This is a genomic window from Kribbella sp. NPDC023855 (assembly GCF_040639475.1).
Classification (GTDB): domain Bacteria; phylum Actinomycetota; class Actinomycetes; order Propionibacteriales; family Kribbellaceae; genus Kribbella.
Window position 1 is genome coordinate 668976 of record NZ_JBFAAA010000004.1, and the last position, 20912, is coordinate 689887.

Genomic DNA, 20912 nt, shown 5'->3' on the forward strand with positions numbered 1-20912 from the left:
CGATGACCTTCAACATCGGCAACCAGAACGCCGGCAACATCAACAACGTCGGTCGCGACCAGCACGTCACGGGCGGGCAGACCGGCATCGTGGTGACCTCGGAGCAGGCGCTGCAGGCGCTCGCGGAACTGCGCGCGGGCGTCAAGACCACCCGGCTCGACCCGGTGTCGTCGATTGCTGCGGAGAAGGAGCTCCGCGAGATCGAGACAGACATGCGCCAGCCGAAGCCGGATCGGACCCGGATTGCTCCGAAGGTCGAGCGGCTGACCCGCATCCTCCTCGCCGCGGGGTCGCTGGTCTCGGCCGGCTCGGCGCTGGTCGGACCCCTCGGCATGCTCGCGCACTGGCTGGGAGCCCTCGGAGCGCCGATCCTCAACTTGCTGCCGGCCATGCTGTGACTCGTCGTACCGTGGCAGGGATCTACTTGGTCATTGCGACGGCGATCCGGGCTGCGATGACGGCGTTGTTCCGGGCGAGGGCGAGGTTGGCCGGGATGCTCTCGCCGTCGGTCTCCCTCTCGATCCTTCCGAGCACGTACGGCGTGACGGCGGGGCCGGTGACTCCTGCGCCGGCGCTCGCATCCAGGGCAGCGGCGAGTACGGCGCTGATGCGCGACTCGGGGATTTCGTCGGCTTCGGGGATCGGGACGGTGAGCAGTACGCCGGTGTTCGGCCGCGCGCGATATCGCAGTACGTCGCAGACTGTCTGTTCGTCCTGGACTCGGTGCGGGACCGGCAAGCCGCTCGAGCGCGTGTAGAAGGCAGGGAACCAGTCGTGCTGCCAGCCCAGGACTGGGACGCCGGCGGTTTCGAGGTACTCGAGGGTCCGTGGCAGGTCGAGGAAGGCCTTGGCGCCGGCGGAGACGGTGATGACCGGGTGGTTGGCGATCGCGTCGAGGTCGGCCGAAATGTCTCCGGTGACTTCGGATCCGCGGTGGACGCCACCGATGCCGCCGGTGGCGAAGACCGAGATGCCGGCTGCGTGGGCGAGGGCAACCGTCGCTGAGACTGTGGTGACGCCGACCTCCCACTTCTGTGCGCGGGCCACCGACAGATCGCGCTCGGCAACCTTTCGCGTGCCCTGCAGGACTCGCTTCTCTTCGTCCGGCGTGAGCCCGAGATGAGGCCGGCCGTCGAGGATCGCCGCCACCGCCGGTGTGGCGCCCTGATCGAGAACTGCTTGCTTGCAGACCGCGAGTGCGTTGGCGTTCGCGGGGGCGGGCAGGCCGAGGGTCGAGAAGATGGTCGACTCCAGCGCGACGACCGCGCGCCCTTCAGCCAAGGCCTGCGCTACCTCATCGGACAGGACGAACTCGGCGTTATCGGTCACGAACAACTCCCTGCTCATCAGTGGTCAGAACGGCGCCAGGTTGAGTGAGAACTCTCCTGGCAAGGTTGTGGCCTGCGGCAACCGCCTCGACCGGCTCGGCGTTGTCCAGTACTGCGGCCAGAAAACCGGACGCAAACGCATCACCGGCACCGGTCGTGTCCCGCACGTCGTCGACCGGATCGGGTCGGATGGTGGCAGTCTTGTTGCCATCGGCATGGATCTCGGTGGGCTCTGCGCCGTTCTTGACCACGAGCGTCGTACCGGGACCGACGAGGTTTTGCAGGGAGCCGGTGGCGGCTTCGGCTGCGTTCGCGAAGATGTACGTCGGCTGCAGGGTGCTGATCATGGCGCGGAAAGCCGCGGGTCCGACAGAGTCCATGAGCGCGACGGATGCCGCGTCGATGGTGAGGATCGCTTGGTTGGCCTGAGCGATCTCGGAGGCCCGGCGAAGTACCGGCCAGGACGGGCCGGTCAACGAGTACGCCGAGAGGTTGTACGCCTCGAAGCCGGAGATCCACGAGTCAGGGACCTCGGCCAGCTCGGCCGCGGCGGCTCGGTCCGGGAACATCGTGCGCTCCCCGGACCCATCCACCAAGATGACGATGGCCCCGGTCCGCCCCTGCCGCTGAACCTTCGGCTCAACGCCCGCCCGAACCAGTTCCCCCACCAACGCCTCGCCGGCCAGATCGTCCCCGACCCGTCCGACGAACCGCACCGAAGTACCAAGACTGCTGGCGAAAACCGCCACGCTGGCCGCCGCGCCACCACGCACCCGCTGAATCCGTGCCGGATTATCCGTCCCACCCCGCGTCACGCCACCCACCCACACGACCACGTCCTCCACCAGATCCCCAATACAGACAAGGCTGCGGCGCGGTCGACTCATGGCACCACCCTATGGCGGACAGCGCCCTGACGAGGTGAGATAGGAAGATGGTCCAGCTCAATCACACCATCGTGCATTCCCGGGACAAGGTCGAGTCCGCCCGGTTCCTGGCGGAGATCCTCGGAGTCGCCGACCCCACGCCGTACGGGCCGTTTCTGGTCGTGCAGGTGGGCGAGGTGTCCCTGGACTTCGCCGACGAAGGCGGTCCGATCACCCCACAGCACTACGCGTTCCTGGTCGACGAACCGGAGTTCGACGTGATCTTCGGCCGCATCCAAGACCGCGCCTTGAACTACTGGGCCGATCCCTTCCGGCGACGACCGGGCGAGATCAACACCAACGACGGCGGCCGCGGCGTCTACTGGCAAGACCCCAACGGCCACATCCTAGAAATCATCACCCGCCCCTACGGCGGCTGATCTCACCCCCCGAGCTTGCTGGCAAGTCCTTGTCATTTGAATCCGGGCTTGGGTGCTGGAAGGTGAGAGGGGAGTGATGGGCCTGCCTGGAGGAGGTTGGGTTGTCTGCACCGGATGCGACGCGGCTGTATCCCGATGCCTATGGGCCGAATGCGGGGTTGATTCGGGGGGATCCGCAGGTGGTGTTTCTGCGGTCGCTGGTGCAGTCGCCGTTGACCTCGGTGGGGGAGTACAGCTATTACGCCGATCCGGTTGACCCGACCGGGTTCGAGCGGCACAACGTGCTTTTTCACTACGGGCCGGATCGGCTTGTCATCGGCAAGTTCTGTGCGCTGGCCAGGGGCGTCCGGTTCATCATGGGCGCGGCCAACCATCGGCGGGCCGGCGTTTCGACGTTTCCGTTTCCTATGTTCGGCGGCGACTGGTTGGAGCACATGCCGTTGTTCGCGGAGCGGGACTTCCCCGGCGACACCGTGGTCGGCAACGACGTCTGGCTGGGCTACGAGGCGACCGTGATGCCGGGTGTCCGGATCGGTGACGGCGCGATCATCGCGGCCAAGTCCGTAGTGACGTCGGACGTACCGGCGTACGCGGTGGCCGGGGGTAATCCGGCCCGGGTCATCCGGTACCGGTTCGAGCCGGACGAGATCGAGCGGCTGGTCCGGCTGGCCTGGTGGAACTGGCCGATCGACGTGGTGTCCAAGCACGTCGCCGAAATCATGAGCGGCGGTGTGGCCGAGCTGGAGGCGGTGGCCCGCAAACACGGTCTGGAGGAGGACCCGCAGTGATCTTCATGCTGCTGTTCTACAGCGACGAGAAGGCGATCGCCGCGATGTCGCAAGCCGAACGCAACCGCCTGGTCGAGGCCCACGTCGCGTACAACTTCGAGTTCCTGAGCAAGCGCTGCACAGTTCTGGCCAGCCGCGCATTGATGCCGACGGCAACAGCCATGACCGTGTGGCCGGACAACGTGACGCCTGGGCCGGCCGTCGTCAGCGACCCACCCTTGACCGGCTTCTACCTCATCGACTGCGCCGACCAGGCCGAGGCGGTCGAGCTCGCCCGTGGCTACCCGATGCCCGCGGACCTCGGCAGGATCGAGGTGCGAGCCGTCATCCAGGAGTGGGACTACGCGCCGAGCGTGGAGACCACCGCCTCACCGGAAGCGGTCTGGAGCCAGTACGCCGACGTGGCGAGCTGGCCCGAGTGGAAACACCAGGTCGAACGGGTCGACCTGGACGGAACGCTCAGCACAGGCGTCACCGGCCGCATCGTCATCGAGGGCCGGCCCCCGATGCCGTACCGCATCGTCTCCGCCAACCCCGGTCGGGGATACGTCTCGGAGACGGAGCTGGGCGACGGCGTCGTACTGCGAATCGAGCACGTGCTGACCGAGCTGCCCGGTGGTGGCACCCGGATCACCCATCGGGTGAACGTCCCTCGCGCAGCGCTCGACCTGTTGGGGCACGAGTTCAGCCCAGCGTTGAACGAGGGAATGCGCCGGACCCTGCAGGCCTTGGCGGAGCGCGTCGCATCCGATTGACACTCCAATGTGGGAGATCTAACATTCCACATTGGAAGGTCTGACCTGCTGAGTCCCCGGACCGGAAGGAATGGATGACCATGTCTGCCACCGGCTCGCAGCGTGTCCGTGTCGTGCGCTGGCTGGTTCCCTCCCTGCTGATCCTCGTCTGGCTCGGAGCCGGTGGCTCGCTCGGCGCGGTCGGCAGCAAGCTCGCCGAAGAGGTCTCCAGCGGCGCCGCGACCTACCTGCCCCGCAACGCCGAAGCCACCGAGGTCGCCGCGATGAACAAGCGTTTCGGCGAGGCTGAGACGTTGCCGGCGATCGTCGTGTACAGCCGTGACGCCGCCCTGACCGCTGCCGATCGCCGTACGATCGCTGACCAGACCGCGGCGATCAACCGCGACCTGGGCAGCAAGCTGGCAAGTCCAGCAACCGGTCCGCTGGTCGCCCCGGACGGACGCGCCGCCATGGTCGTCGTACCGTTCGCCGGGACCGACTCGGCCAAGATCGCCGAGCACGTGCCAACTGTGCGCGCTCTGGTCAACGGCAGCGAGGGGCTCGCCGTACACGTCACCGGACCAGCCGGCATCCAGGCGGACCTCAAGGAGGCGCTCGGCGCCATCGACCTGATGCTCGTCGCGGTGACGATGGCCGTCATCCTCGTCATCCTGATCGTGGTCTACCGCAGTCCACTGCTCCCGTTCCTGGTTCTGCTCGTCGCGGGTCTGGCCCTGGGCACCACCCAGGGCGTCATCTATCTGCTGGCCAAGCAGGACATCCTGTCCCTGGGCGCCGAAGTACAGGGCATTCTCAACGTCCTGGTGCTCGGTGCCGGTACCGACTACGCGCTCCTGCTCGTTTCCCGCTACCGGGAGGAGTTGCGCCGGCACCAGAGCCGCTTCGACGCGATGCGCGTTGCCTGGCGCAACTCGCTCGGCCCCATCGCGGCCAGCGGGGGGACGGTCGCGCTCGGTCTGCTGTGCTTGCTGATCAGCGATCTGAGCCTCAATCGCGACCTCGGTCCCGCCGGCGCGGTCGGTATTGGTTGCGCGCTGCTGGCGATGCTGACCCTGATGCCGGCCGTGCTGATGCTGCTCGGACGGGCCGCGTTCTGGCCGCGCCGCCCGGAGTACGGATCTGACCCTGCCGAGCTGGCCGGCGTGTGGTCGCGAGTGGCCCGGTTCGTCGATCGGCGGCCGCGGATCCTTTGGATCGGTACTGCGCTCGGACTGGTCGTGATGGCGCTGGGCGTGGTCCGCCTGGACGCGACCGGCCTTCCGCAGAACGAAATGATCATCTCGGACAGCGTCGAGTCGGTCGACGGCCAGCAGGAACTGACCCAGCACTTCCCTGGTGGCAGCGGAAGCCCGGCGATCGTGATCGCCAACGCGAGCAGGATCACCGACGTGGCCACCGCAGCCCGCCGGGTCGAGGGGGTTGCAGCCGTCACCCCGTACTCCGGTGCGCAGGCGGGCGGACCAACCCCAAACGCGCAACCCGTCGTCGTGGACGGACAAGCCCGGCTCGACGTCACCCTGACCGACCCGCCGGACAGCAAGGCAGCACTGGGCACCCTCGAGCGGCTGCGCGACGCGGTCGCCGCAGTACCGCAGGCGGACGCCAAGACCGGTGGCTACACGGCAGTCCTCGTGGACTTCAACGATGCGGCCGCCGCCGACCGCAAGGTCATGCCGCTACTCCTGCTCGTGGTGGGGCTCGTCGTCGGCTTGTTGCTGCGTTCGATCGTGGCCACCCTGCTGTTGCTCGCCACCGTCGTGCTGTCCTATCTCGCGGCGCTCGGGCTGTCCGCGTTGGTGTTCCGTGACGTGTTCGGCTTCTCCGCGGTGGATGCGACGTTCCCGTTGCACGCCTTCGTGTTCCTCGTTGCCCTGGGCATCGATTACAACATCTTCCTGATGACCCGGGTCCGGGAGGAGTCCGTGCGGGCCGGCACCCGGCGAGGCATGATCCTCGGCCTGACCGTCACCGGCGGAGTCATCACCTCGGCCGGGGTGGTGCTGGCCGCGACGTTCGCCGCCCTGGCGGTTATCCCGCTGGTGCTCCTGGTCCAGCTGGCGTTCACGGTCGCGTTCGGCGTACTGCTGGACACGTTCATCGTGCGCTCCGTGCTGGTGCCGGCGCTCGCTCTCGATGTCGGCCGGTGGATGTGGTGGCCAGGCCGGCTCAGCCGCGCGCCACAGCAGCCCGCAGTGAAGTCACCCGAGCCGGCAGTGCTGGAACACAGCGGGGCTGATTCGTGACAACCGACACGAGCCCGCGACGCAAGCGGCGACGCCGGACTGTCCTGCGGGTGATCGGGATCGGAGTCGGCCTACTGGTCCTGGCCGAGGTCATCGGACTCTTGCTGGTGCTGCGTCAGACCCGGAACTACCCGAAGTACTGGGCTGATCAGGCATCCCAGCCCGCGGCTCCGGAGGCCTTGCGGTTGATCGCTTTTGGCGACTCCGCCGGCGTAGGGATCGGCGCCTGGAAGTCGGAGGACAGCTTGGTCGGCCGGATCGCCCGCCATCTGCACGAGCGCACCGGGCGGCCTGTGCACATCGCCAACTACTCCTCGCTGCGCGGCGGCACCTTCGGCAGCATCCTCACCGACCAGTTGCACCGGGCCGACGTGGCGAATGCCGACGTCGTGGTGGTGGTCGCGGGCTCCAACGACACCGGCGGGAAGGTGCCGCTGGATACCTACCGGGCGAACGTCTCCAAGGTGCTCGAGGCGCTTCCTGCCGATCGGACCGTGCTTTCCGACGTACCGCTGCAGGGCGGGCGGGAGAACTACCAGCGGATCCTGGCGGAGGAGGCCGATGCTCGCGGGGTGCCTCACGCCGACTTCGCCGGCGCCTTCCGGGCGGCCCGCCGCCTGGACGTGTGGGCCCCGGACTTCACCCACGTCAACAGTGTTGGGTACCGGATCTGGTTCCAGGCGTTCCAGCCGCACCTCGACACGATCGCCGGCCGGCTGCAGCGCTAGTCCATCGCTCCCCGGATCACCGTCGGCAGCGCATCGAACCATTCCAGTACTGCGCGCTCGTACCGTACGCCGAAGTCGAGGGTCGCGGCCGCGTAAGGGTCAGGCTCGCCCGTCGGCGCCTCGGTGAGCTCCTTCTCGTACATGGCCAGGCGTTGCGCGTGGAGGTGCCGGTGCGTGGCGATCACCTCGGCGAGCCGGTCCGGCGGTACGTGGTGGCCGAACATCACCACGAGCAGGAGCGGGAACCGGATCAGCTCCTCGGTCACGTCGCCCTGCAGCCACTCGCCGAAGGCCTCCCGCCCGGCGTCCGTCAGCGCGTACGGGCGCCGGGCGCGAGGTCCGGGATCGCCTGCCTCGACCAGCCCCGCCTCGGCCATCGCGGTCAGCTCCCGGTAGACCTGGCTCTGGGTCAGCGACCAGAAGTCGCCGATGCGCTGCTGAGCGGTGGCGACCAGATCCCATCCGGTCAGCGGACCCTCGTGCAGGAAGCCGAGCAGCGACGCGGCGGTGGCGTTGAGCGTGCGGGTCATACGTCCCATTGTGTCAGGTCGCGGGCAGTTGGAGCCTGGGGAGGAGCAAACTCAGGCCCAGAGACACGACGCCCACCGCGAGACTGATGCCGCCGAGCCCGAGGATGACCACGAAGCCGTTCGGTCCGGTCGCGCCGTCGCCCAGCGCGGACACGAAGAAGCCGGTGGACATGAGCACGCCGGCCGCGGGAATGGCGAGCCGCGCCAGCCAGCCCACGGCACCCCAGGCCACCCTGGCACCGTCGGCCAGCAACACCGCGGTCAGGCTGAGGATGGTCAGCACTCCGGCGTGAGCATGGCCGGCGCGCCAGAACGAAGCCTGGAAATCCGTCGTCTCCACATTTCCGTTGACGACCTGCGTCATGAAGACTCCGCCGAACTCGACGGTGACAATGAGCAGCAGCAGAATCCCGGCGATCACCTGCGAGCGTCTGGTCAGCATCCGAACCCTTTCGCGCGACTTCACCCACACCAGTAGAACGCGGACAGCACGGCCTACGCAGTTTTCGCCGTGGCGACCGCGATCGCCTGCTCGGCCACGAGTTCGGTCGAGGCGGGATTCTGGCCCGTCACCAGCCGGCCGTCGACCACGACATGGGGCAGGAACGGTCCCACCGCGTCGTGCTGGGCGCCGCGTCTGACCAGTTCGTCGGCCAGCAGGAACGGCACCACCGAGGTCATCCCAACCGCGCGCTCCTCGTCGTTGGTGAAGCACGCGACCTTGCGGCCGGCCACCAGGTACTCGCCGTTCGACAAACGAGTGCCGAGGAACGCGGCAGGCCCGTGGCAGACCGCGGCGATCACCGCGTCGTTCTCGTACGCATCGCGCAGCAGGCCGGCCAGAGCTTCGTCGTACGGAAGGTCCCAGATCGCGCCGTGCCCGCCCGCGGTGAAGACGATCCCGTACGCCGCGGGGTCCACCTCCCGCACCGGTCGGGTAGACGCCATCGCCGCGGTCATCGCCTCGTCGGCGAAGAGCGCCTGTTGCGCCGGATCCCCGGTGTCGACCGCCTCGAGCGGTGGCCGCCCGCCCTGGATCGAGGCCACGTCGACCCGGTATCCGGCCGTCGCGAAGGTTCGCCACGACTCGGCCACCTCGGACGCGTAGGCGCCGGTCGACCGGCCAGTGTTTCCGAGGACGCTATTGCTGGTCAGCACCAGCAGCGCGGCTCTGCCAGTCACTGCCGGCCAGCCAGCTCTTCGGCCCGCCGGGCGAGCGTCTCGACCGTCTTCGGCACGCCCGCCTTCACTTGCGGACCGAAGCTCTTGCCGAAGTGCTCGGCCGCGGGACCGACCAGGTCGACCCGCAGCTCGATCCGGGTCCGGCCGTCCGGTAGCGGGGTCAGCCGGTTGGTGGACCGCAACGTGACGGTCTCGGCGATCTCGGTCTCGGAGACGTAGCCGGAGTTCTCGGTCGCTTCGACGATCGTGAACGGGAGTGGTCCGGCTCCCGGCGGCGTCAGCCGGCCCGTCGTACCGGCGGCGAACGGGCCGTCGAGTTCGATGTTGCTCACAGCAACGTTCCAGTCAGGCCAGCTGGCGACGTCCTGGTAGCAGCTCCAGATGGCGTCTGACGTCGCGGCGGCTTCCGCGCTGTGCTCGTACGTCCACATTTCTCAGATCTCCGGTGTCGTCCAGCGGATCGGCAGGTGCTTGATGCCGTTCTGGAAGTTGGACCGCAACCGCTCGGGCGGGCCGTCGGCCGCCACCTCGCCGAGCACTTCCAGTACTGCGCCGAACAGCGCCCGCATCTGCACCCGGGCCAGCTGAGCCGCGATGCAGAAGTGTGGCCCGTGCCCGAACGCGATGTGGGGGTTGGGATTGCGGGTGATGTCGAAGGAGTCCGGATCGGAGAACACGGTCTCGTCCCGGTTCGCCGAAGCGAAGTACACGACGACCTTGTCGCCCTCGCGGATCTCCACGCCGGCCAGGGTGGTGTCCCGCGCCGCCGTACGACGGAACTGCGTCACCGGGCTCCACCAGCGCAGCATCTCCTCTACCGCGGAGTTGAGGAGCAAGCGGTCGGCGCGCAGCTTCGCGTACTGATCGGGGTGGCTGAGCAGCGCGTACATGCCGCCCGGCAGCGCGTTGCGGACGGTCTCGTTCCCGGCGACCGAGAACAACCAGAACAGCTTCTCGAACTCGTCGTTGCTGACCCGGCCGCCCTCGCTGTCGACCTGCTGCATGAGCAGCGACATGATGTCGTTGCCAGGTTCCTTGCGACGGTACTGCGCCAGCTCGGCGGCGTAGGCGTAGAGGTCGGCCATGCCCGACGGCACCCGCGAGTCCGGCATCCGGCCGTTCTCGTCCGGATCGGGCCGCACCCGCAGAGCCCGGATCGCCATCTCGGTCGCGCCGCTGGTGTCGAACTCGCTGCTCGCCTGGTACTCCGCGTCCTGTACGCCGATGACCCGGTTGCTCCAGTCGAACATCAGCCACCGGTCGCTCTCCGGCACGCCGAGGATGTCGGACAGCGTCAGCAACGGGAGATCGGCGGCGAGGTCGCGGGCGAAGTCGCAGCTGCCGCGATCGACGATGGCGCTGACCAACTCGCGGGCATAACCGCCGATCCGCTCCTCAAGCTGCGCGACGGCGCGGGGCGCGAAGGCCTTGGTGAGCAGCCCGCGCAGCCGTGAGTGGTCCGGCGGGTCCATGTTGATCATCATCTTCCGCAGCGGCGGCAGCAGCGGTGGGGGAGCGTCGTAGATCTGCGTGAGGCCGCGGCTGGACGAGTAGACCTGCGGCGACCGCAGTACGGTCTCGACGTCGGCGTAGCGCAGCACGGCCCAGAATCCAGGTCCAGCCGGCCAGTTGTCGACAGCAGGCTCGGGCACCCACACGACACCGTGCTCGCGTCGTAGCTGTCCCATCAGCTCGTGCGGTACGCCGGTGACGTAGGTGTCCGGGTGGAACAGGGCCTCCGTGCCCTCGGTCTTCGTCGGCGCGCTCATGATCGGTCTCCGCTGGCGGGCTTGATGTTGTGGTTGAAGCGGAACGTGTTGCCGGGGTCGTACTCCGCCTTCACCGCGGCGAGCCGGCGCATCCGCGCGTCGTTCCAGAACGTGCTCACCCGGTCGACGTCTTCGTCGTCGGTCACCAGGTTGAGGTAGGTGTCACCCGACCCGACCGCGCGCAGGTCGGCACCGGCCTGCTTGGCCCAGGACCGGCAGCGGTCGGTGTCGGCCGGGTCGGTCCACTGGCCGAGGACGTGGATCAACCAGCTCTCCTGCCGGTGGCTGAAGGCGGTCGCGTCCGGCGCCACTCGGGTGACCGCGCCGTTGAACGGGATGACCTCGATGATCGAGTGCCGATCGGGCAGCGTGCTGCCGTACGTCGCCAGGGTCTCGATCTGCTTGCTGCCCAGCTCGGGGAGATACTCGCCGGTCCAGTAGTGCAGGTTGCCGTTCGGGTTCAGCGGGTCGAGCATCTGCTGGACCATCGTGTACGGCATCGGGTAGACGAAGTTGAGCACCGGCGATCCGAACTCCTGCACCGGCTTGACGACTTGCTGGCCCCGTTCGGGCGGACCGGCGTACCGGAGGAAGATCCCGATCAGCCGGCTGCCGCGGTGCTCCTCCGGGATCACGTCCAGCGGCGGGGCGAACTGGAAGATCGCGTCCGCGCTGAGCTCTTCCGGCGCATCGGCGATGAAGTCCCGCAGGAACGCGAGCACCTCGGGCGCCTGCTCGACGGGGTACGCGACCAGACCCGCCAGGATGATCGGTCCGACCGGGTGACAGCGGAACTCGAACGAGGTCACGACCCCAAAGTTGCCGCCACCACCGCGCAACGCCCAGAACAGCTCGGGGTGGCTGTCCGCGCTGGCGGTGATCAAGCTGCCGTCGGCGGTCACCACATCGGCCGACAGCAGGTTGTCGCAGGTCAACCCGTACTTACGCTGCAGCATCCCCATGCCGCCGTTGAGTGTGAGACCGGCGATCCCGGTCATCGAGACCTGACCGCTGGGAGTGGCCAGACCGAACAGTTGGGTGTCGCCGTCGAGGTCGGCGAGGGTAGCGCCGCCGGCGACCCGAACGGTCGGCCCATCAGGGCCGGCCGGATCGACGCGGACACCGCGCATCAGCGACAGGTCGACGAGCGCGCCGCCGTCACAGGTGCCGTGCCCGGCGACGCTGTGGCCGCCACCGCGGATCGCGACGGGCAGGCCGTTGTCGCGCGCGAACTGCACGGTCTTCACCACGTCGGCGACGCCCTGGCAGCGGGCAATCAGCGCCGGCCGGCGGTCGATCATGCCGTTGTAGACCCGCCGGGCGCTGTCGTAGCCGGGATGGTCGGGTAGGACCAGCTCACCGCGAAGAGCCAGGTCCAGCTGGTCGGTCGGTAGCTGACTCATGCGAGAGCCTCCCAGAACGGTCTTGGTGTCAGCGGGGTGAGACGACGGGGAGCTGGTTCAGGAAGACTTCCAGCTGCTCGTCGGACAGCTCGTCGTCGGTGATCTCTCCGGCCTGGAAGGCCGTGTAGGCGCCGAGGTCGAAGTGCGCATGGCCGGTGACGAGCACCAGAATCGCCCGCTCTGTACCGGTTTCCCGGCAGCGGATGGCCTCGTCGATGCAGGCGGCGAGACCGTGGGTGGCCTCGGGCGCGGGCATGATCCCTTCGGTGCGGGCGAACCTCAGGCCGGCCGCGAAGCATTCGGTCTGCGGCTTGGCCACCGGCTCGATCAGCCCTTTGTGGACGGCGTACGAGACGAGCGTCGAGACACCGTGGTAGCGCAGTCCGCCGGCGTGGATCGCGGCGGGGACGAACGAGTGGCCGACCGTGTACATCTTCATCAACGGCGTGAGGCCTTCCATATCGCCGTAGTCCCAGGCATAGCGGCCACGCGTCATGGCCGGGCAGGCGGTCGGCTCGACGGCGACGACGCGGAGGTCGCGGTTGCCGGTCAGCTTCTCGCGCAAGAACGGGAAGGCCAGGCCGCCCATCGACGAGCCGCCGCCGACGCAGCTGATCAGTACGTCGGGATAGTCCTCGGCCAACTCGAACTGCTTGAGCGCCTCTTCGCCGATGACGGTCTGGTGCAGCAGGGTGTGGCCGGCGGTGCTGCCGAGCGCGTAGCCGACGCTCTCGTCGGCGAGGGCAACCTCGACCGCCTCGCTGACGGCCAGCCCGATGCTGCCGAGCGGCTTGCTGCCGGTTGGCTCGGCTGCCAGCGCCTTGCGGCCGACCTCGGTCTGCGGGGTGGGACTGCGGTGCACGGTCGCGCCGAACGCCTCCATCATCGTTTTGCGGTAGGGCTTCTGGTCGTACGACGCACCGACCCAGAACACCTCGCAGTCGACGCCGAACTGGGCGCAGGCGAAGGCAAGCGCGGAACCCCACTGGCCGGCGCCCGTCTCGGTGGTGAGCTTCTTGATGCCCTGAGCGGCGTTGTAGTAGACCTGCGGTACGGCGGTGTTGACCTTGTGCGAGCCGGTCGGGCCGAGACCTTCGTACTTGTAGTAGATGCGGGCCGGCGTCTGGAGATCGCGTTCGAGGTTGCGCGCGCGGTACAGCGGGCTCGGCCGGAACATCCGGTAGACGTCGCGCACTTCGTCGGGGATGCCGATGAACCGCTCGGTCGAGCCGTCCTGGCGAAGGAGCGCGGCCGCCGACAGCGAACCCATCTCGGCGGCCGACATCGGCTCGTGGGTACGCGGGTGCAGCGGCCGCGGCGGCCGCTCGGGCAGGTCCGCGACGAGGTTGTACCAGTGGGTGGGAATGTCTTTCTCGTCCAGCAGGTATTTGATCTGGCCGCTCATCGTCATCCCTGTCAGCCGGCGGTCTCGGTGGTGACAGCCAGTGGTCTCGCGGGGTTTCCCTGCCGGACACGTTGGCTGTCGAGAAATGCCTCGAACTTCTCGTGGAAGGAATCCGGCGCCCGCATCCGGAGACCCTTTTTCAGGTCGACCAGCGCATGGCCGGACTTCGCCTCGGCAATCAGCTGTCCGCCTTTTTTGCGGTAGATCTCGTAGAAACAGTCCAGCCGCGCCGTCGGGGTCGTCGCCCAGGTGCGGATGAGCAGGTCGTCGAGGTAGACCGCGGGGCTGTGGAAGCGGATGTGGAACTCGGTGGTGGTGATCTGGTAGTTCCAGTAGTCGACGCCGGCCGCCAGTGCGAAGGCTTCCCGGCCGAGGTCACACCAGGCCATGTAGTTGCCGTAGTAGGCGTGGCGCTGCCCGTCGCACTCCGACCAGCGCACCCGGGCGGCCGTCTCGACGTACCCCCAGCGCATCACCCGAGGTGCCGTCTCTACCCAGCGGGGCATAGGCCGTCATTCCTTCCGTTCGGTGTTCACGGCGTGACCCAGGCTGCTGTCCCGCAGATGCGGGTGTCAAGGCGTCTGAAGCCAAGTAGCTGATTACTGCTATACCGCGGGTGATAGATATTTCAATTGTCATTCGCGTCGGGCCGAGAATGCCGGGTCTCGCATTTCCCATGGCTGGGATCAGCTAATGCCGGAGAACTCCTTGACAGCTCAGGTTCTGCATTCGTAGCGTCGGCGCCGACTGACCGGAATATCTCCGGCGTCAATTCTTTGCTTACCGTCCGAGCAGCACAACAGGTGTTTGTGGGGAGCTTCGTCATGAGTCGTTCGACTGCCGTGGCAGCGGTGGATGAAGTGCTGACGGTGGCGCGGGTACCGGCCGGGCAGTTGTGGGGCGCCGGCGTCGACGTCATCGACCACGACCGCTTCGCGCTGGCTTTCCGGCGTACCGGTCCTGCGTTGTTGCGCCGGGTTTTCGACGACAGCGAGCGGTCCGGGACGGACTGGTCGCGCGACGGCGACGAGCTGACCCGGCTGGGTCGCCTGTTCGGCATCAAGGAGAGCGTCATCAAGATCGCAGGTGGTCTCCCGGCCGGTGCCGGCTATCGCTCAATCGTGGTCGGGAAGCCTGGCGACGACGGCGTCCGGACGATCGAGTTGCGCGATGCGCTCGCCCGCTGGGCCAGCCGCGAGCAGGTGAAACTGGTCGGTGGTGTGCTGCCTGCAGGACAGGTGCTGCCGACAGGCACGCCACACCTCGACCTGTGCTGGGCCGCCGCGACGTGTGCGGAGACCGGTGCGGGGGAGCGATGGTGAGCACCAGAGCGGGTGCGCGCAACCTCGCGTTCGTCTTCCCCGGACAGGGAAGTCAGCGGCCTGCGATGGGCCGGGAGCTGTCCCGATGTGGTGACGAGGCCCGCGCGCTGATCGACCGGGCGGAGGAGCTGTCCGGCGTACCGGTCGGTGAACTGATGACGCGGGCGGACGCGGCCACGCTGGCCGATCCCGAGATCGCGCAGCTCACCATCTTCGTGTGGTCGAGTGTGCTGGCGGCCGAGCTCGCCACCACCGGGCTACGTCCGGATGTGGTAGCTGGGCACAGCCTCGGTGAATACCCGGCGCTGGTCGAGGCCGGCTGCCTGAGTTGGGAGTCGGCGCTTGCGCTGGTGGCACGCCGCGGCCGGGCGATGGCAGAGGCCGCGCGCCGACAGCCGGGCGCGATGGCTGCTATCGCCGGCCTGTCGCTGGAGCAGGTCACCAACCTCTGCCGGCAGTTCTCGAACAAGCGGAACGGTGCGGTCCTCGTCGTGGCGAACTTGAACGCGCCCCGCCAGGCGGTCATCTCCGGGACCAGCGAGCAGGTGGACGAGGCAGCCGAAGCAGCGCGGTCCGCGGGAGCGTTCCGGGTGAAGCGGCTGCCGGTCGGTGGCGCGTATCACTCGCCGCTGATGGCCGAAGCCGAACGAGAGCTGGCTCCGCTGGTAGCGGCAGCTGACCTGCGCCCGCCGCGGGTGCCGTTCGTATCGAGTGTGACCGGAAGTGTCGTCGATGACATCGAGCGGTACCGCCGGGTGCTCGCGACCCAGATCACTCGCCCGGTGCGCTGGGCGGACACGGTCGAGAGGCTCGGCCGGCTCGGCGCGACAACGTTCGTCGAGGTGGGCCCCGGACGGGTGCTCAGCGGGCTCGGCCGGAACATGCTGCGAACCGCCGAACATCTCGCCGGAACCGAAGCCCTCGGGACCCTCGTCGCCGCGGGGCAACAGCTATGAGTCCGACCAAGAGCATGGACGGACAGGTCGTTCTGGTGACCGGGGCGACGAAGGGGATCGGGCTGGGCATCGCGACCGGCCTGGCCGAAGCCGGCGCCAAGGTCTTGCTCAACTACCGCCGCGACACCGAGCAGGCCAAGGAGGCGCTCCGCCAGGTGCGCCTGCACCAGGCCGACGCCGAGCTGGTCCAGGCCGACATCGCGCAGGCGGCCGAGGTCGACAAGATGTTTCGCCAGCTCCGTGCGGATCACGGCCGGCTGGACGGCCTGGTGAGCAACGCCGGGATCGCCAATGACGGCTATGCCCTGATGATGGGCGAGCAGAAGTGGCGCACCGTCGTTGACACCAACCTCACCGGATCGTTTCTGGTCTGCCGCGCGGCCGCGCGGCTGATGGCCTCCCAACGGTCCGGCGCGATCGTCGCGGTCGCCTCGACCAGTGGCGTGAACGCGCCCGAGGGGCAGGCGAACTACGCCGCGTCCAAGGCCGGCCTGCTCGCGCTGGTCCGGGTGCTGGCCAAGGAGCTCGGCAGCCGCGGCGTACGGGTCAACGCGGTCCTGCCCGGTTTCGTCGACACCGCGATGACCCGGTCGATGCCGCAGAGCCAGCTCAAGGCCTTCGTCGATCGCGTGCCGCTGGGCCGGATCGGCGCACCCGGGGACGTGGCGCCGGTGGTCCGGTTCCTGCTGAGTGCCGAGGCGGCGTACGTGACCGGAGCCTCCGTCGTGATCGACGGCGGCCTGACCTGCTGAGCCACTCAGCCACTGACGACCGACATCCCGACGACTGGAAAAGACGACAGGAGAAGCCAGATGGTGGCAACGCTGGAAGAGACCAAGCAGGCGGTCAAGGCCCGCCAGGAGCTGTGCGGCGAGATGAAACACCTGCTGGTGGACAGGCTCGCCCTCTCGGTCGACGCCGACATGATCGGTGACGACCAGCCGCTGTTCGGGCGCGGGCTGGAGCTCGACTCGATCGACACGCTCGAGCTGGCGATGGCGGTCGAGGAGAAGTTCGGCGTGGTGATCACCGACGACGACACCGAGAGCCTGCTCTCGCTCAACCGTCTCGTCGACCACGTGGTGGCCAACCGATCATGAGTGCCCCGGCCGCAGAGCGGCAACAGACCGCAGTCCAGGCGGGCGACGGTCAGCCGGCCAGTCTGTCCGCGGACGACATCGCCCGGCTGCTCCCGCATCGGTACCCGTTCTTCCTGCTGGACAAGGTGGTCTCGGTCGAGCCGGGCGTTCGCGCGGAGGCGATCAAGAACATCACCTCGTCCGATCCGGTGCTCGCCGGGCACTTTCCGGGCCGGATGCTCTATCCCGGTGTGCTGCTGGTCGAGTGCGTGGCCCAGCTCGCCGCGGTGATCTACGGCAGTGCGGCGGCCTCGCGGGCCACTGGCGAGCTGGTCGCCGACGTCGCGGACCGGGTCGGCTACCTGGCCGAGATCAAGCAGGCGAAGTTCCTGCGCACGGTGCTGCCCGGCGACCAGGTCGTCATCCGCGCGCACACCGGACCCCGGATGGGCAGCTTGATGTCGGTGACCGGACAGGCGTCGGTCGGCCGTGACGTCGTGATGACGACCCGGCTCGTCGTCACCGAACGGAACGAAAGCGAATGAAGGAGAGCACGATGCAGAACGTCTATTCCGGCACCGACGCAGAGTACGAGCAGCTGCGCGGCGCCTGCGGTCTCGTCGACTACACCGGCGTGGGCCTGATCCGGGTCGGCGGCGCCGAGGCGGCCGCGTTCCTGGGCCAGGTCTCGACCCGCAGCGTCGACTTCCTGCTCGAAGGTCAGATCTCGGCCTCCCTGCTGCTGAAGCAGGACGGCACGGTGCTTGCGGAGGCACTGATCCATTGCCGCGACGCCGACTATCTCGTCGAGGTGTGGCCGGCGCAGGCGGGCGCGGCGGTGGAGCACCTGACCGCGGCAGCGGCCGGCGGGTCCCACGACGTGACGGTGCAGGATGTGTCCCAGGAGTTCCGGGTCTTCGGCATCGAGGGGCCGCAGTCGCCGGCGATCGCGCAGAAATTCCTGCCCTTCCCGATCTCGTCCCTGTCGTACGCCAGCTTCATCACGTCGACGTGGCGCGATGATCTGGAGCTGCTGGTGAGCCGCTCCGGCGTCACCGGCGAGTACGGCTACAAGCTGCACGTGCCGGCCGCTGCCGGGGATGGACTGCGCGAGCACCTGCTCAGCCTCGGTGCTTCCGAGGTCGGACTCGACGCGGTGGACATCTGCCGGATGGAGATGCGGTTCGCGAACCTGGAGCGGGAAGCCGACGGAGCAACGCCGTTCGAGGTCGGCCTGCAGTGGATGGTCGACTTCGGTCACGCGTTCACCGGTCAGGAAGCCCTGACGGAGCAGTGGAAGGCCGGACTCGACCGGCGCCCGGTCTGCTGGCTCGCGGCCGACGGGCTCGAGGCGGCCCCCGAACGCGGTACGCCGCTCACGATCGACGGTGAGCAGGTAGGAGCCGTCACGCACGCGGTCTACTCACCGCGCCTCTCCCGGGTGATCGGTACCGCGCGGGTCGAGTCCGAGGTGGCGGCGGCCGGGATCGACTTCACGCTCGACGAGCTCAACCACCCGGTCCAGACCGTCGCCGCGCCGTTCCTCGTCGCGACCAGCTTCGGCGTACCGCTCGAGTAGCGGCAGCAGCCGCAGGAGGAGTAACCCATGAACACTACGGGGGTCAGCCCAGCCGGTGAGCCGGCACCGCCGACAGCCGTCGCCATTACGGGCGTCGCGATGACGTGTGCGCTCGGAACGGGCACCGACGCCGTCTGGACCGGAGTACGCGATGGTGCGACCGGGATCGGGCGGACCCGCCGGCTGGACACGTCGACGTTGAGTTGCCAGTACTCCGGTGAGGTGGCCGAGATTCCGGTACCACCGCAGCGGGGCCGGGGCCGGGTCGACCGCGCGATCGGTATGGCGCTGGGCGTGGCGGCCGAGGCCATCGAGCATTCCAAGCTGGACATCGCCTCACTCGATCCGTACCGGATCGGTATCGCGATGGGTACGTCGGTCGGCGGCCTGGACGCGGGGGAGCAGTACCACTGGGAGCTCCTCCGCGGTGGCGGGCGAGTAGAAGCGGCGTCGAGACATCACCTGCTCACCTATCCGCTGTACACCTCGACCGATGCGGTGAGCGCGGCCTTCGGGCTCAAGGGGCCCAAGGTCGTGATCTCCAACGCGTGCGCGGCCGGGGCGAACTCGATCGGCTGGGCGATCGACGCGATCCGCGACGGCCGGGCCGACGTGATGCTGGCCGGTGGCGTGGACGTGCTCGACATCCTCTCGCTGGCCGGATTCGACAGCCTCAAGGCGCTCGACGGCCAGCCCTGCGCGCCGTACTCCCGCAGTAGCGGCCTCAACATCGGCGAAGGCGCGGCCATGCTGGTGCTCGAGTCCGAGCAGGCCGCAAGGGCCCGTGGTGCGCAGGTGCTCGCCTACGTTCTCGGCTACGCGCTCAGCAGCGATGCGCACCACGCAACAGCACCGGATCCGGTGGGTAGCGGTGCGTTGCGCGCGATGCGGCGAGCGTTGGAGCAGGCCGGCTTCGAGGTCGGCGATGTCGACTACGTCAACGGCCACGGCACCGGTACGCCGGCCAACGACAGCGCCGAACCCAAAGCCGTCGCCGCTCTCTTCGGCGAGACAGGCATTCCGCCGATGAGCAGCACCAAGTCGCAGGTCGGGCACATGCTGGGTGCGGCCGGGGCGCTGGAGGCCGCCGTTTGTGCGATGGCGTTGCGCGACCAGGTGCTGCCGCCGACGGTGAACGTCGACGAATCAGTAGTACAGGACAGTGCCGCGGCCAAGCAGGGCCACGACATCGTGCCGAACCGGTCACGGCCGGCGGAGCTTGACGTCGTGGTGTCGAACTCGTTCGCCTTTGGTGGCAACAACTGCGCGCTCGTGCTGGGTCGTTCGCCCGGCAAGGCGCCGGTCCGGCCCGACCGCCGGGTGGTGCTGACCGGCGCCGGGGTCGTCTCGCCCATCGGTCTGGGACGCGACGGGTTCATCACCGCGCTGAAGGACGGCAAGGTCGGGATCGCCCAGGCGACGAGCATCGACACCAGCCAGGCCGCGAGCAAACTCACGGCCGAAATCACCGACCAGGACTACCGGCGCTGGATCAATCCGGCGTACGCGCGCCGGCTCGACCAGCTGGGGCTGCTCGTCCTGGCGGCGACGCGGAGCGCCTTCTCCGACGCGGGCTACCAGATCACCCGGCAGAACTCCGCGCAGGTCGGCATGGTCTTCGGTACCTTCACCGGGCCGCTGGAGACCGTGGCGCAGCTGACCGAAACGATCGGCAGCGAAGGTCCGCACCGGGTCAACCCGCGCCTGTTCCCCAACTCGGTGATGAACGCGGCGCCCGGTCACGCCTGCCTTTCGCTGCAGATCAAGGGCCCGCTGTCGACGCTTGCGATCGGCACCGCGTCGGGCATCGCCGGCCTCGGCTACGCCGCTGACCTGGTACGCCGCGGCGAAGCCGAAGTGATGGCCGCAGTCAGCGCGGACGAACTCACGCCTCTGCTCCATCTCGGCTACGACCACTTGGGACTGCTCTCGTCTGACGTGGTGCGCCCGTATGACCGCGACGCCAGCGGATGCGTGATCGGCGCGGGCGCGGCAGCGCTCGTGGTGGAGTCGCTGGAGCACGCGCAAGCGCGGGGAGCGACGATCCTCGCGGAGATCCGCGGCCACGGCGGTACCGGCGACGCCTACCGGGTCGCGGGCAACGACCCGTCCGGCGAGGCATGGGCACAGAGCCATCGCAACGCGCTTGCCCACGCGGGCCTGACCGCCGGCGACGTCGGTGTCGTGTACGGCGACGCCCGAGGTACGGCGGCCATCGACCAGGCCGAGGCGAATGCGGTCGCGGCCGTGTTCCCGGCCGGCTCGACGCGGCTGGCCAACCTCAGTGGGCAGGTCGGTCACATCCACTCCACGACAGCACTGATGTCGGTGCTCAGTGCGGTGGAGAGCATGCAGACCGGCTGGGTTCCGCCGATCAACGGGCTGCGCGATCCGCTGCCCGGTCTCGAACCGTACGTCGGGTCCGACCACGATCCCGCCGGCCGGGCCGCGCTCGTGACGGCGGCCAACTGGGGCGGTACGTACGCCTCGGTGCTGCTGACCCCCTGGCCGTCGCAGTGAACCCGGCCGGCGCCCACCA

General features: G+C 68.5%; 23 protein-coding genes. 13 read left to right on the plus strand and 10 right to left on the minus strand.

Annotation, left to right across the window (positions count from 1 at the left end; genetic code table 11):
* Positions 1–2 precede the first annotated feature (2 nt).
* Positions 3–398 (plus strand): hypothetical protein, encoded by a 396-nt coding sequence (locus tag AB0F51_RS18390; RefSeq protein WP_360281279.1) that lies wholly within the window; start codon positions 3–5, stop codon positions 396–398.
* Between the two features lie 22 nt (positions 399–420).
* Here AB0F51_RS18390 and AB0F51_RS18395 read toward each other — a convergent pair whose 3' ends face one another.
* Together AB0F51_RS18395 and AB0F51_RS18400 are read right to left on the minus strand one after the other, a co-directional pair.
* The gene (locus AB0F51_RS18395) at positions 421–1329 is read right to left on the minus strand and encodes a pseudouridine-5'-phosphate glycosidase (protein WP_360281281.1); all 909 of its coding nucleotides are present in this window, start codon (positions 1327–1329) and stop codon (positions 421–423) included.
* A complete protein-coding gene (locus AB0F51_RS18400) occupies positions 1319–2215 on the minus strand; it encodes a carbohydrate kinase family protein (protein ID WP_360281283.1) in 897 nt (298 codons plus the stop codon). Before AB0F51_RS18400 ends, AB0F51_RS18395 begins: the two co-directional genes overlap by 11 nt.
* Before the next feature lie 47 nt (positions 2216–2262).
* Here AB0F51_RS18400 and AB0F51_RS18405 point away from each other — a divergent pair, with 47 nt between their 5' ends.
* The 5 genes from AB0F51_RS18405 to AB0F51_RS18425 all read left to right on the plus strand — a co-directional run bounded on the left by AB0F51_RS18405 (position 2263) and on the right by AB0F51_RS18425 (position 7148).
* Positions 2263–2634 (plus strand): VOC family protein, encoded by a 372-nt coding sequence (locus AB0F51_RS18405; RefSeq protein ID WP_360281285.1) that lies wholly within the window; start codon positions 2263–2265, stop codon positions 2632–2634.
* Between the two features lie 101 nt (positions 2635–2735).
* Positions 2736–3422, plus strand: a complete 687-nt coding sequence (locus AB0F51_RS18410) for a CatB-related O-acetyltransferase (protein WP_360281287.1) — start codon at positions 2736–2738, stop codon at positions 3420–3422.
* A 5-nt stretch (positions 3423–3427) separates the two neighbouring features.
* Positions 3428–4177, plus strand: coding sequence for an SRPBCC family protein (locus AB0F51_RS18415; protein ID WP_360281566.1), 750 nt, complete (start codon positions 3428–3430; stop codon positions 4175–4177).
* 74 nt (positions 4178–4251) lie between these two features.
* Positions 4252–6420, plus strand: a complete 2169-nt coding sequence (locus tag AB0F51_RS18420) for an MMPL family transporter (protein WP_360281289.1) — start codon at positions 4252–4254, stop codon at positions 6418–6420.
* Positions 6417–7148, plus strand: a complete 732-nt coding sequence (locus AB0F51_RS18425) for a GDSL-type esterase/lipase family protein (RefSeq protein WP_360281291.1) — start codon at positions 6417–6419, stop codon at positions 7146–7148. Before AB0F51_RS18420 ends, AB0F51_RS18425 begins: the two co-directional genes overlap by 4 nt.
* Here the strand turns inward: AB0F51_RS18425 and AB0F51_RS18430 are convergent.
* From AB0F51_RS18430 to AB0F51_RS18465, 8 genes are read right to left on the minus strand one after another with little or no spacing between them, the layout of a single operon-like run.
* Positions 7145–7678: a PadR family transcriptional regulator gene (locus AB0F51_RS18430; protein ID WP_360281293.1), complete on the minus strand. Its 534-nt coding sequence runs from the start codon at positions 7676–7678 to the stop codon at positions 7145–7147. The genes AB0F51_RS18425 and AB0F51_RS18430 overlap by 4 nt on opposite strands.
* A gap of 13 nt (positions 7679–7691) precedes the next feature.
* A complete protein-coding gene (locus tag AB0F51_RS18435) occupies positions 7692–8120 on the minus strand; it encodes a hypothetical protein (protein ID WP_360281295.1) in 429 nt (142 codons plus the stop codon).
* A gap of 53 nt (positions 8121–8173) precedes the next feature.
* Positions 8174–8860 carry a type 1 glutamine amidotransferase domain-containing protein gene (locus tag AB0F51_RS18440; protein ID WP_360281297.1) on the minus strand — a complete coding sequence of 229 codons (687 nt, stop codon included), beginning with the start codon at positions 8858–8860 and terminating at the stop codon, positions 8174–8176.
* A complete protein-coding gene (locus AB0F51_RS18445; protein WP_360281299.1) occupies positions 8857–9291 on the minus strand; it encodes an SRPBCC family protein in 435 nt (144 codons plus the stop codon). The genes AB0F51_RS18440 and AB0F51_RS18445 overlap by 4 nt, the downstream gene beginning before the upstream one ends.
* A 3-nt stretch (positions 9292–9294) precedes the next feature.
* Positions 9295–10629, minus strand: coding sequence for a cytochrome P450 (locus AB0F51_RS18450; RefSeq protein WP_360281301.1), 1335 nt, complete (start codon positions 10627–10629; stop codon positions 9295–9297).
* Positions 10626–12032 carry an FAD-binding oxidoreductase gene (locus AB0F51_RS18455; protein ID WP_360281303.1) on the minus strand — a complete coding sequence of 469 codons (1407 nt, stop codon included), beginning with the start codon at positions 12030–12032 and terminating at the stop codon, positions 10626–10628. The genes AB0F51_RS18450 and AB0F51_RS18455 overlap by 4 nt, the downstream gene beginning before the upstream one ends.
* A 28-nt stretch (positions 12033–12060) precedes the next feature.
* A complete protein-coding gene (locus tag AB0F51_RS18460) occupies positions 12061–13437 on the minus strand; it encodes a TrpB-like pyridoxal phosphate-dependent enzyme (protein ID WP_360281305.1) in 1377 nt (458 codons plus the stop codon).
* Between the two features lie 11 nt (positions 13438–13448).
* Positions 13449–13943 (minus strand): thioesterase family protein, encoded by a 495-nt coding sequence (locus tag AB0F51_RS18465; protein ID WP_360281307.1) that lies wholly within the window; start codon positions 13941–13943, stop codon positions 13449–13451.
* 318 nt (positions 13944–14261) lie between these two features.
* Between AB0F51_RS18465 and AB0F51_RS18470 the strand changes: the two genes are divergently transcribed.
* From AB0F51_RS18470 to AB0F51_RS18500, 7 genes are read left to right on the plus strand one after another with little or no spacing between them, the layout of a single operon-like run.
* Positions 14262–14759 carry a 4'-phosphopantetheinyl transferase superfamily protein gene (locus AB0F51_RS18470; protein ID WP_360281309.1) on the plus strand — a complete coding sequence of 166 codons (498 nt, stop codon included), beginning with the start codon at positions 14262–14264 and terminating at the stop codon, positions 14757–14759.
* Positions 14756–15715 carry an ACP S-malonyltransferase gene (locus AB0F51_RS18475; RefSeq protein ID WP_360281311.1) on the plus strand — a complete coding sequence of 320 codons (960 nt, stop codon included), beginning with the start codon at positions 14756–14758 and terminating at the stop codon, positions 15713–15715. Before AB0F51_RS18470 ends, AB0F51_RS18475 begins: the two co-directional genes overlap by 4 nt.
* Positions 15712–16467: an SDR family NAD(P)-dependent oxidoreductase gene (locus AB0F51_RS18480; protein WP_360281313.1), complete on the plus strand. Its 756-nt coding sequence runs from the start codon at positions 15712–15714 to the stop codon at positions 16465–16467. Before AB0F51_RS18475 ends, AB0F51_RS18480 begins: the two co-directional genes overlap by 4 nt.
* 60 nt (positions 16468–16527) lie before the next feature.
* Positions 16528–16815 carry a phosphopantetheine-binding protein gene (locus tag AB0F51_RS18485; protein ID WP_360281315.1) on the plus strand — a complete coding sequence of 96 codons (288 nt, stop codon included), beginning with the start codon at positions 16528–16530 and terminating at the stop codon, positions 16813–16815.
* Positions 16812–17339 carry a 3-hydroxyacyl-ACP dehydratase FabZ gene (fabZ, locus tag AB0F51_RS18490; protein ID WP_360281317.1) on the plus strand — a complete coding sequence of 176 codons (528 nt, stop codon included), beginning with the start codon at positions 16812–16814 and terminating at the stop codon, positions 17337–17339. The genes AB0F51_RS18485 and fabZ overlap by 4 nt, the downstream gene beginning before the upstream one ends.
* Before the next feature lie 11 nt (positions 17340–17350).
* Complete coding sequence (locus tag AB0F51_RS18495; RefSeq protein ID WP_360281319.1) at positions 17351–18373, plus strand: glycine cleavage T C-terminal barrel domain-containing protein; 1023 nt, start codon at positions 17351–17353, stop codon at positions 18371–18373.
* A gap of 27 nt (positions 18374–18400) precedes the next feature.
* The gene (locus tag AB0F51_RS18500) at positions 18401–20893 is read left to right on the plus strand and encodes a beta-ketoacyl-[acyl-carrier-protein] synthase family protein (RefSeq protein ID WP_360281321.1); all 2493 of its coding nucleotides are present in this window, start codon (positions 18401–18403) and stop codon (positions 20891–20893) included.
* Positions 20894–20912 lie beyond the last annotated feature (19 nt).

Excerpts from the sequence above, each read along its gene's own strand:
- AB0F51_RS18390 (WP_360281279.1), top strand. The coding sequence starts at position 3 with ATGACCTTCAACATCGGCAACCAGAACGCCGGCAACATCAACAACGTC.
- AB0F51_RS18400 (WP_360281283.1), bottom strand. The coding sequence starts at position 2,215 with ATGAGTCGACCGCGCCGCAGCCTTGTCTGTATTGGGGATCTGGTGGAG.
- AB0F51_RS18405 (WP_360281285.1), top strand. The coding sequence starts at position 2,263 with ATGGTCCAGCTCAATCACACCATCGTGCATTCCCGGGACAAGGTCGAG.
- AB0F51_RS18415 (WP_360281566.1), top strand. The coding sequence starts at position 3,428 with ATGCTGCTGTTCTACAGCGACGAGAAGGCGATCGCCGCGATGTCGCAA.
- AB0F51_RS18420 (WP_360281289.1), top strand. The coding sequence starts at position 4,252 with ATGACCATGTCTGCCACCGGCTCGCAGCGTGTCCGTGTCGTGCGCTGG.
- AB0F51_RS18430 (WP_360281293.1), bottom strand. The coding sequence starts at position 7,678 with ATGACCCGCACGCTCAACGCCACCGCCGCGTCGCTGCTCGGCTTCCTG.
- AB0F51_RS18435 (WP_360281295.1), bottom strand. The coding sequence starts at position 8,120 with ATGCTGACCAGACGCTCGCAGGTGATCGCCGGGATTCTGCTGCTGCTC.
- AB0F51_RS18445 (WP_360281299.1), bottom strand. The coding sequence starts at position 9,291 with ATGTGGACGTACGAGCACAGCGCGGAAGCCGCCGCGACGTCAGACGCC.
- AB0F51_RS18450 (WP_360281301.1), bottom strand. The coding sequence starts at position 10,629 with ATGAGCGCGCCGACGAAGACCGAGGGCACGGAGGCCCTGTTCCACCCG.
- AB0F51_RS18455 (WP_360281303.1), bottom strand. The coding sequence starts at position 12,032 with ATGAGTCAGCTACCGACCGACCAGCTGGACCTGGCTCTTCGCGGTGAG.
- AB0F51_RS18460 (WP_360281305.1), bottom strand. The coding sequence starts at position 13,437 with ATGAGCGGCCAGATCAAATACCTGCTGGACGAGAAAGACATTCCCACC.
- AB0F51_RS18465 (WP_360281307.1), bottom strand. The coding sequence starts at position 13,943 with ATGCCCCGCTGGGTAGAGACGGCACCTCGGGTGATGCGCTGGGGGTAC.
- AB0F51_RS18470 (WP_360281309.1), top strand. The coding sequence starts at position 14,262 with ATGAGTCGTTCGACTGCCGTGGCAGCGGTGGATGAAGTGCTGACGGTG.
- AB0F51_RS18480 (WP_360281313.1), top strand. The coding sequence starts at position 15,712 with ATGAGTCCGACCAAGAGCATGGACGGACAGGTCGTTCTGGTGACCGGG.
- AB0F51_RS18485 (WP_360281315.1), top strand. The coding sequence starts at position 16,528 with ATGGTGGCAACGCTGGAAGAGACCAAGCAGGCGGTCAAGGCCCGCCAG.
- fabZ (WP_360281317.1), top strand. The coding sequence starts at position 16,812 with ATGAGTGCCCCGGCCGCAGAGCGGCAACAGACCGCAGTCCAGGCGGGC.
- AB0F51_RS18495 (WP_360281319.1), top strand. The coding sequence starts at position 17,351 with ATGCAGAACGTCTATTCCGGCACCGACGCAGAGTACGAGCAGCTGCGC.
- AB0F51_RS18500 (WP_360281321.1), top strand. The coding sequence starts at position 18,401 with ATGAACACTACGGGGGTCAGCCCAGCCGGTGAGCCGGCACCGCCGACA.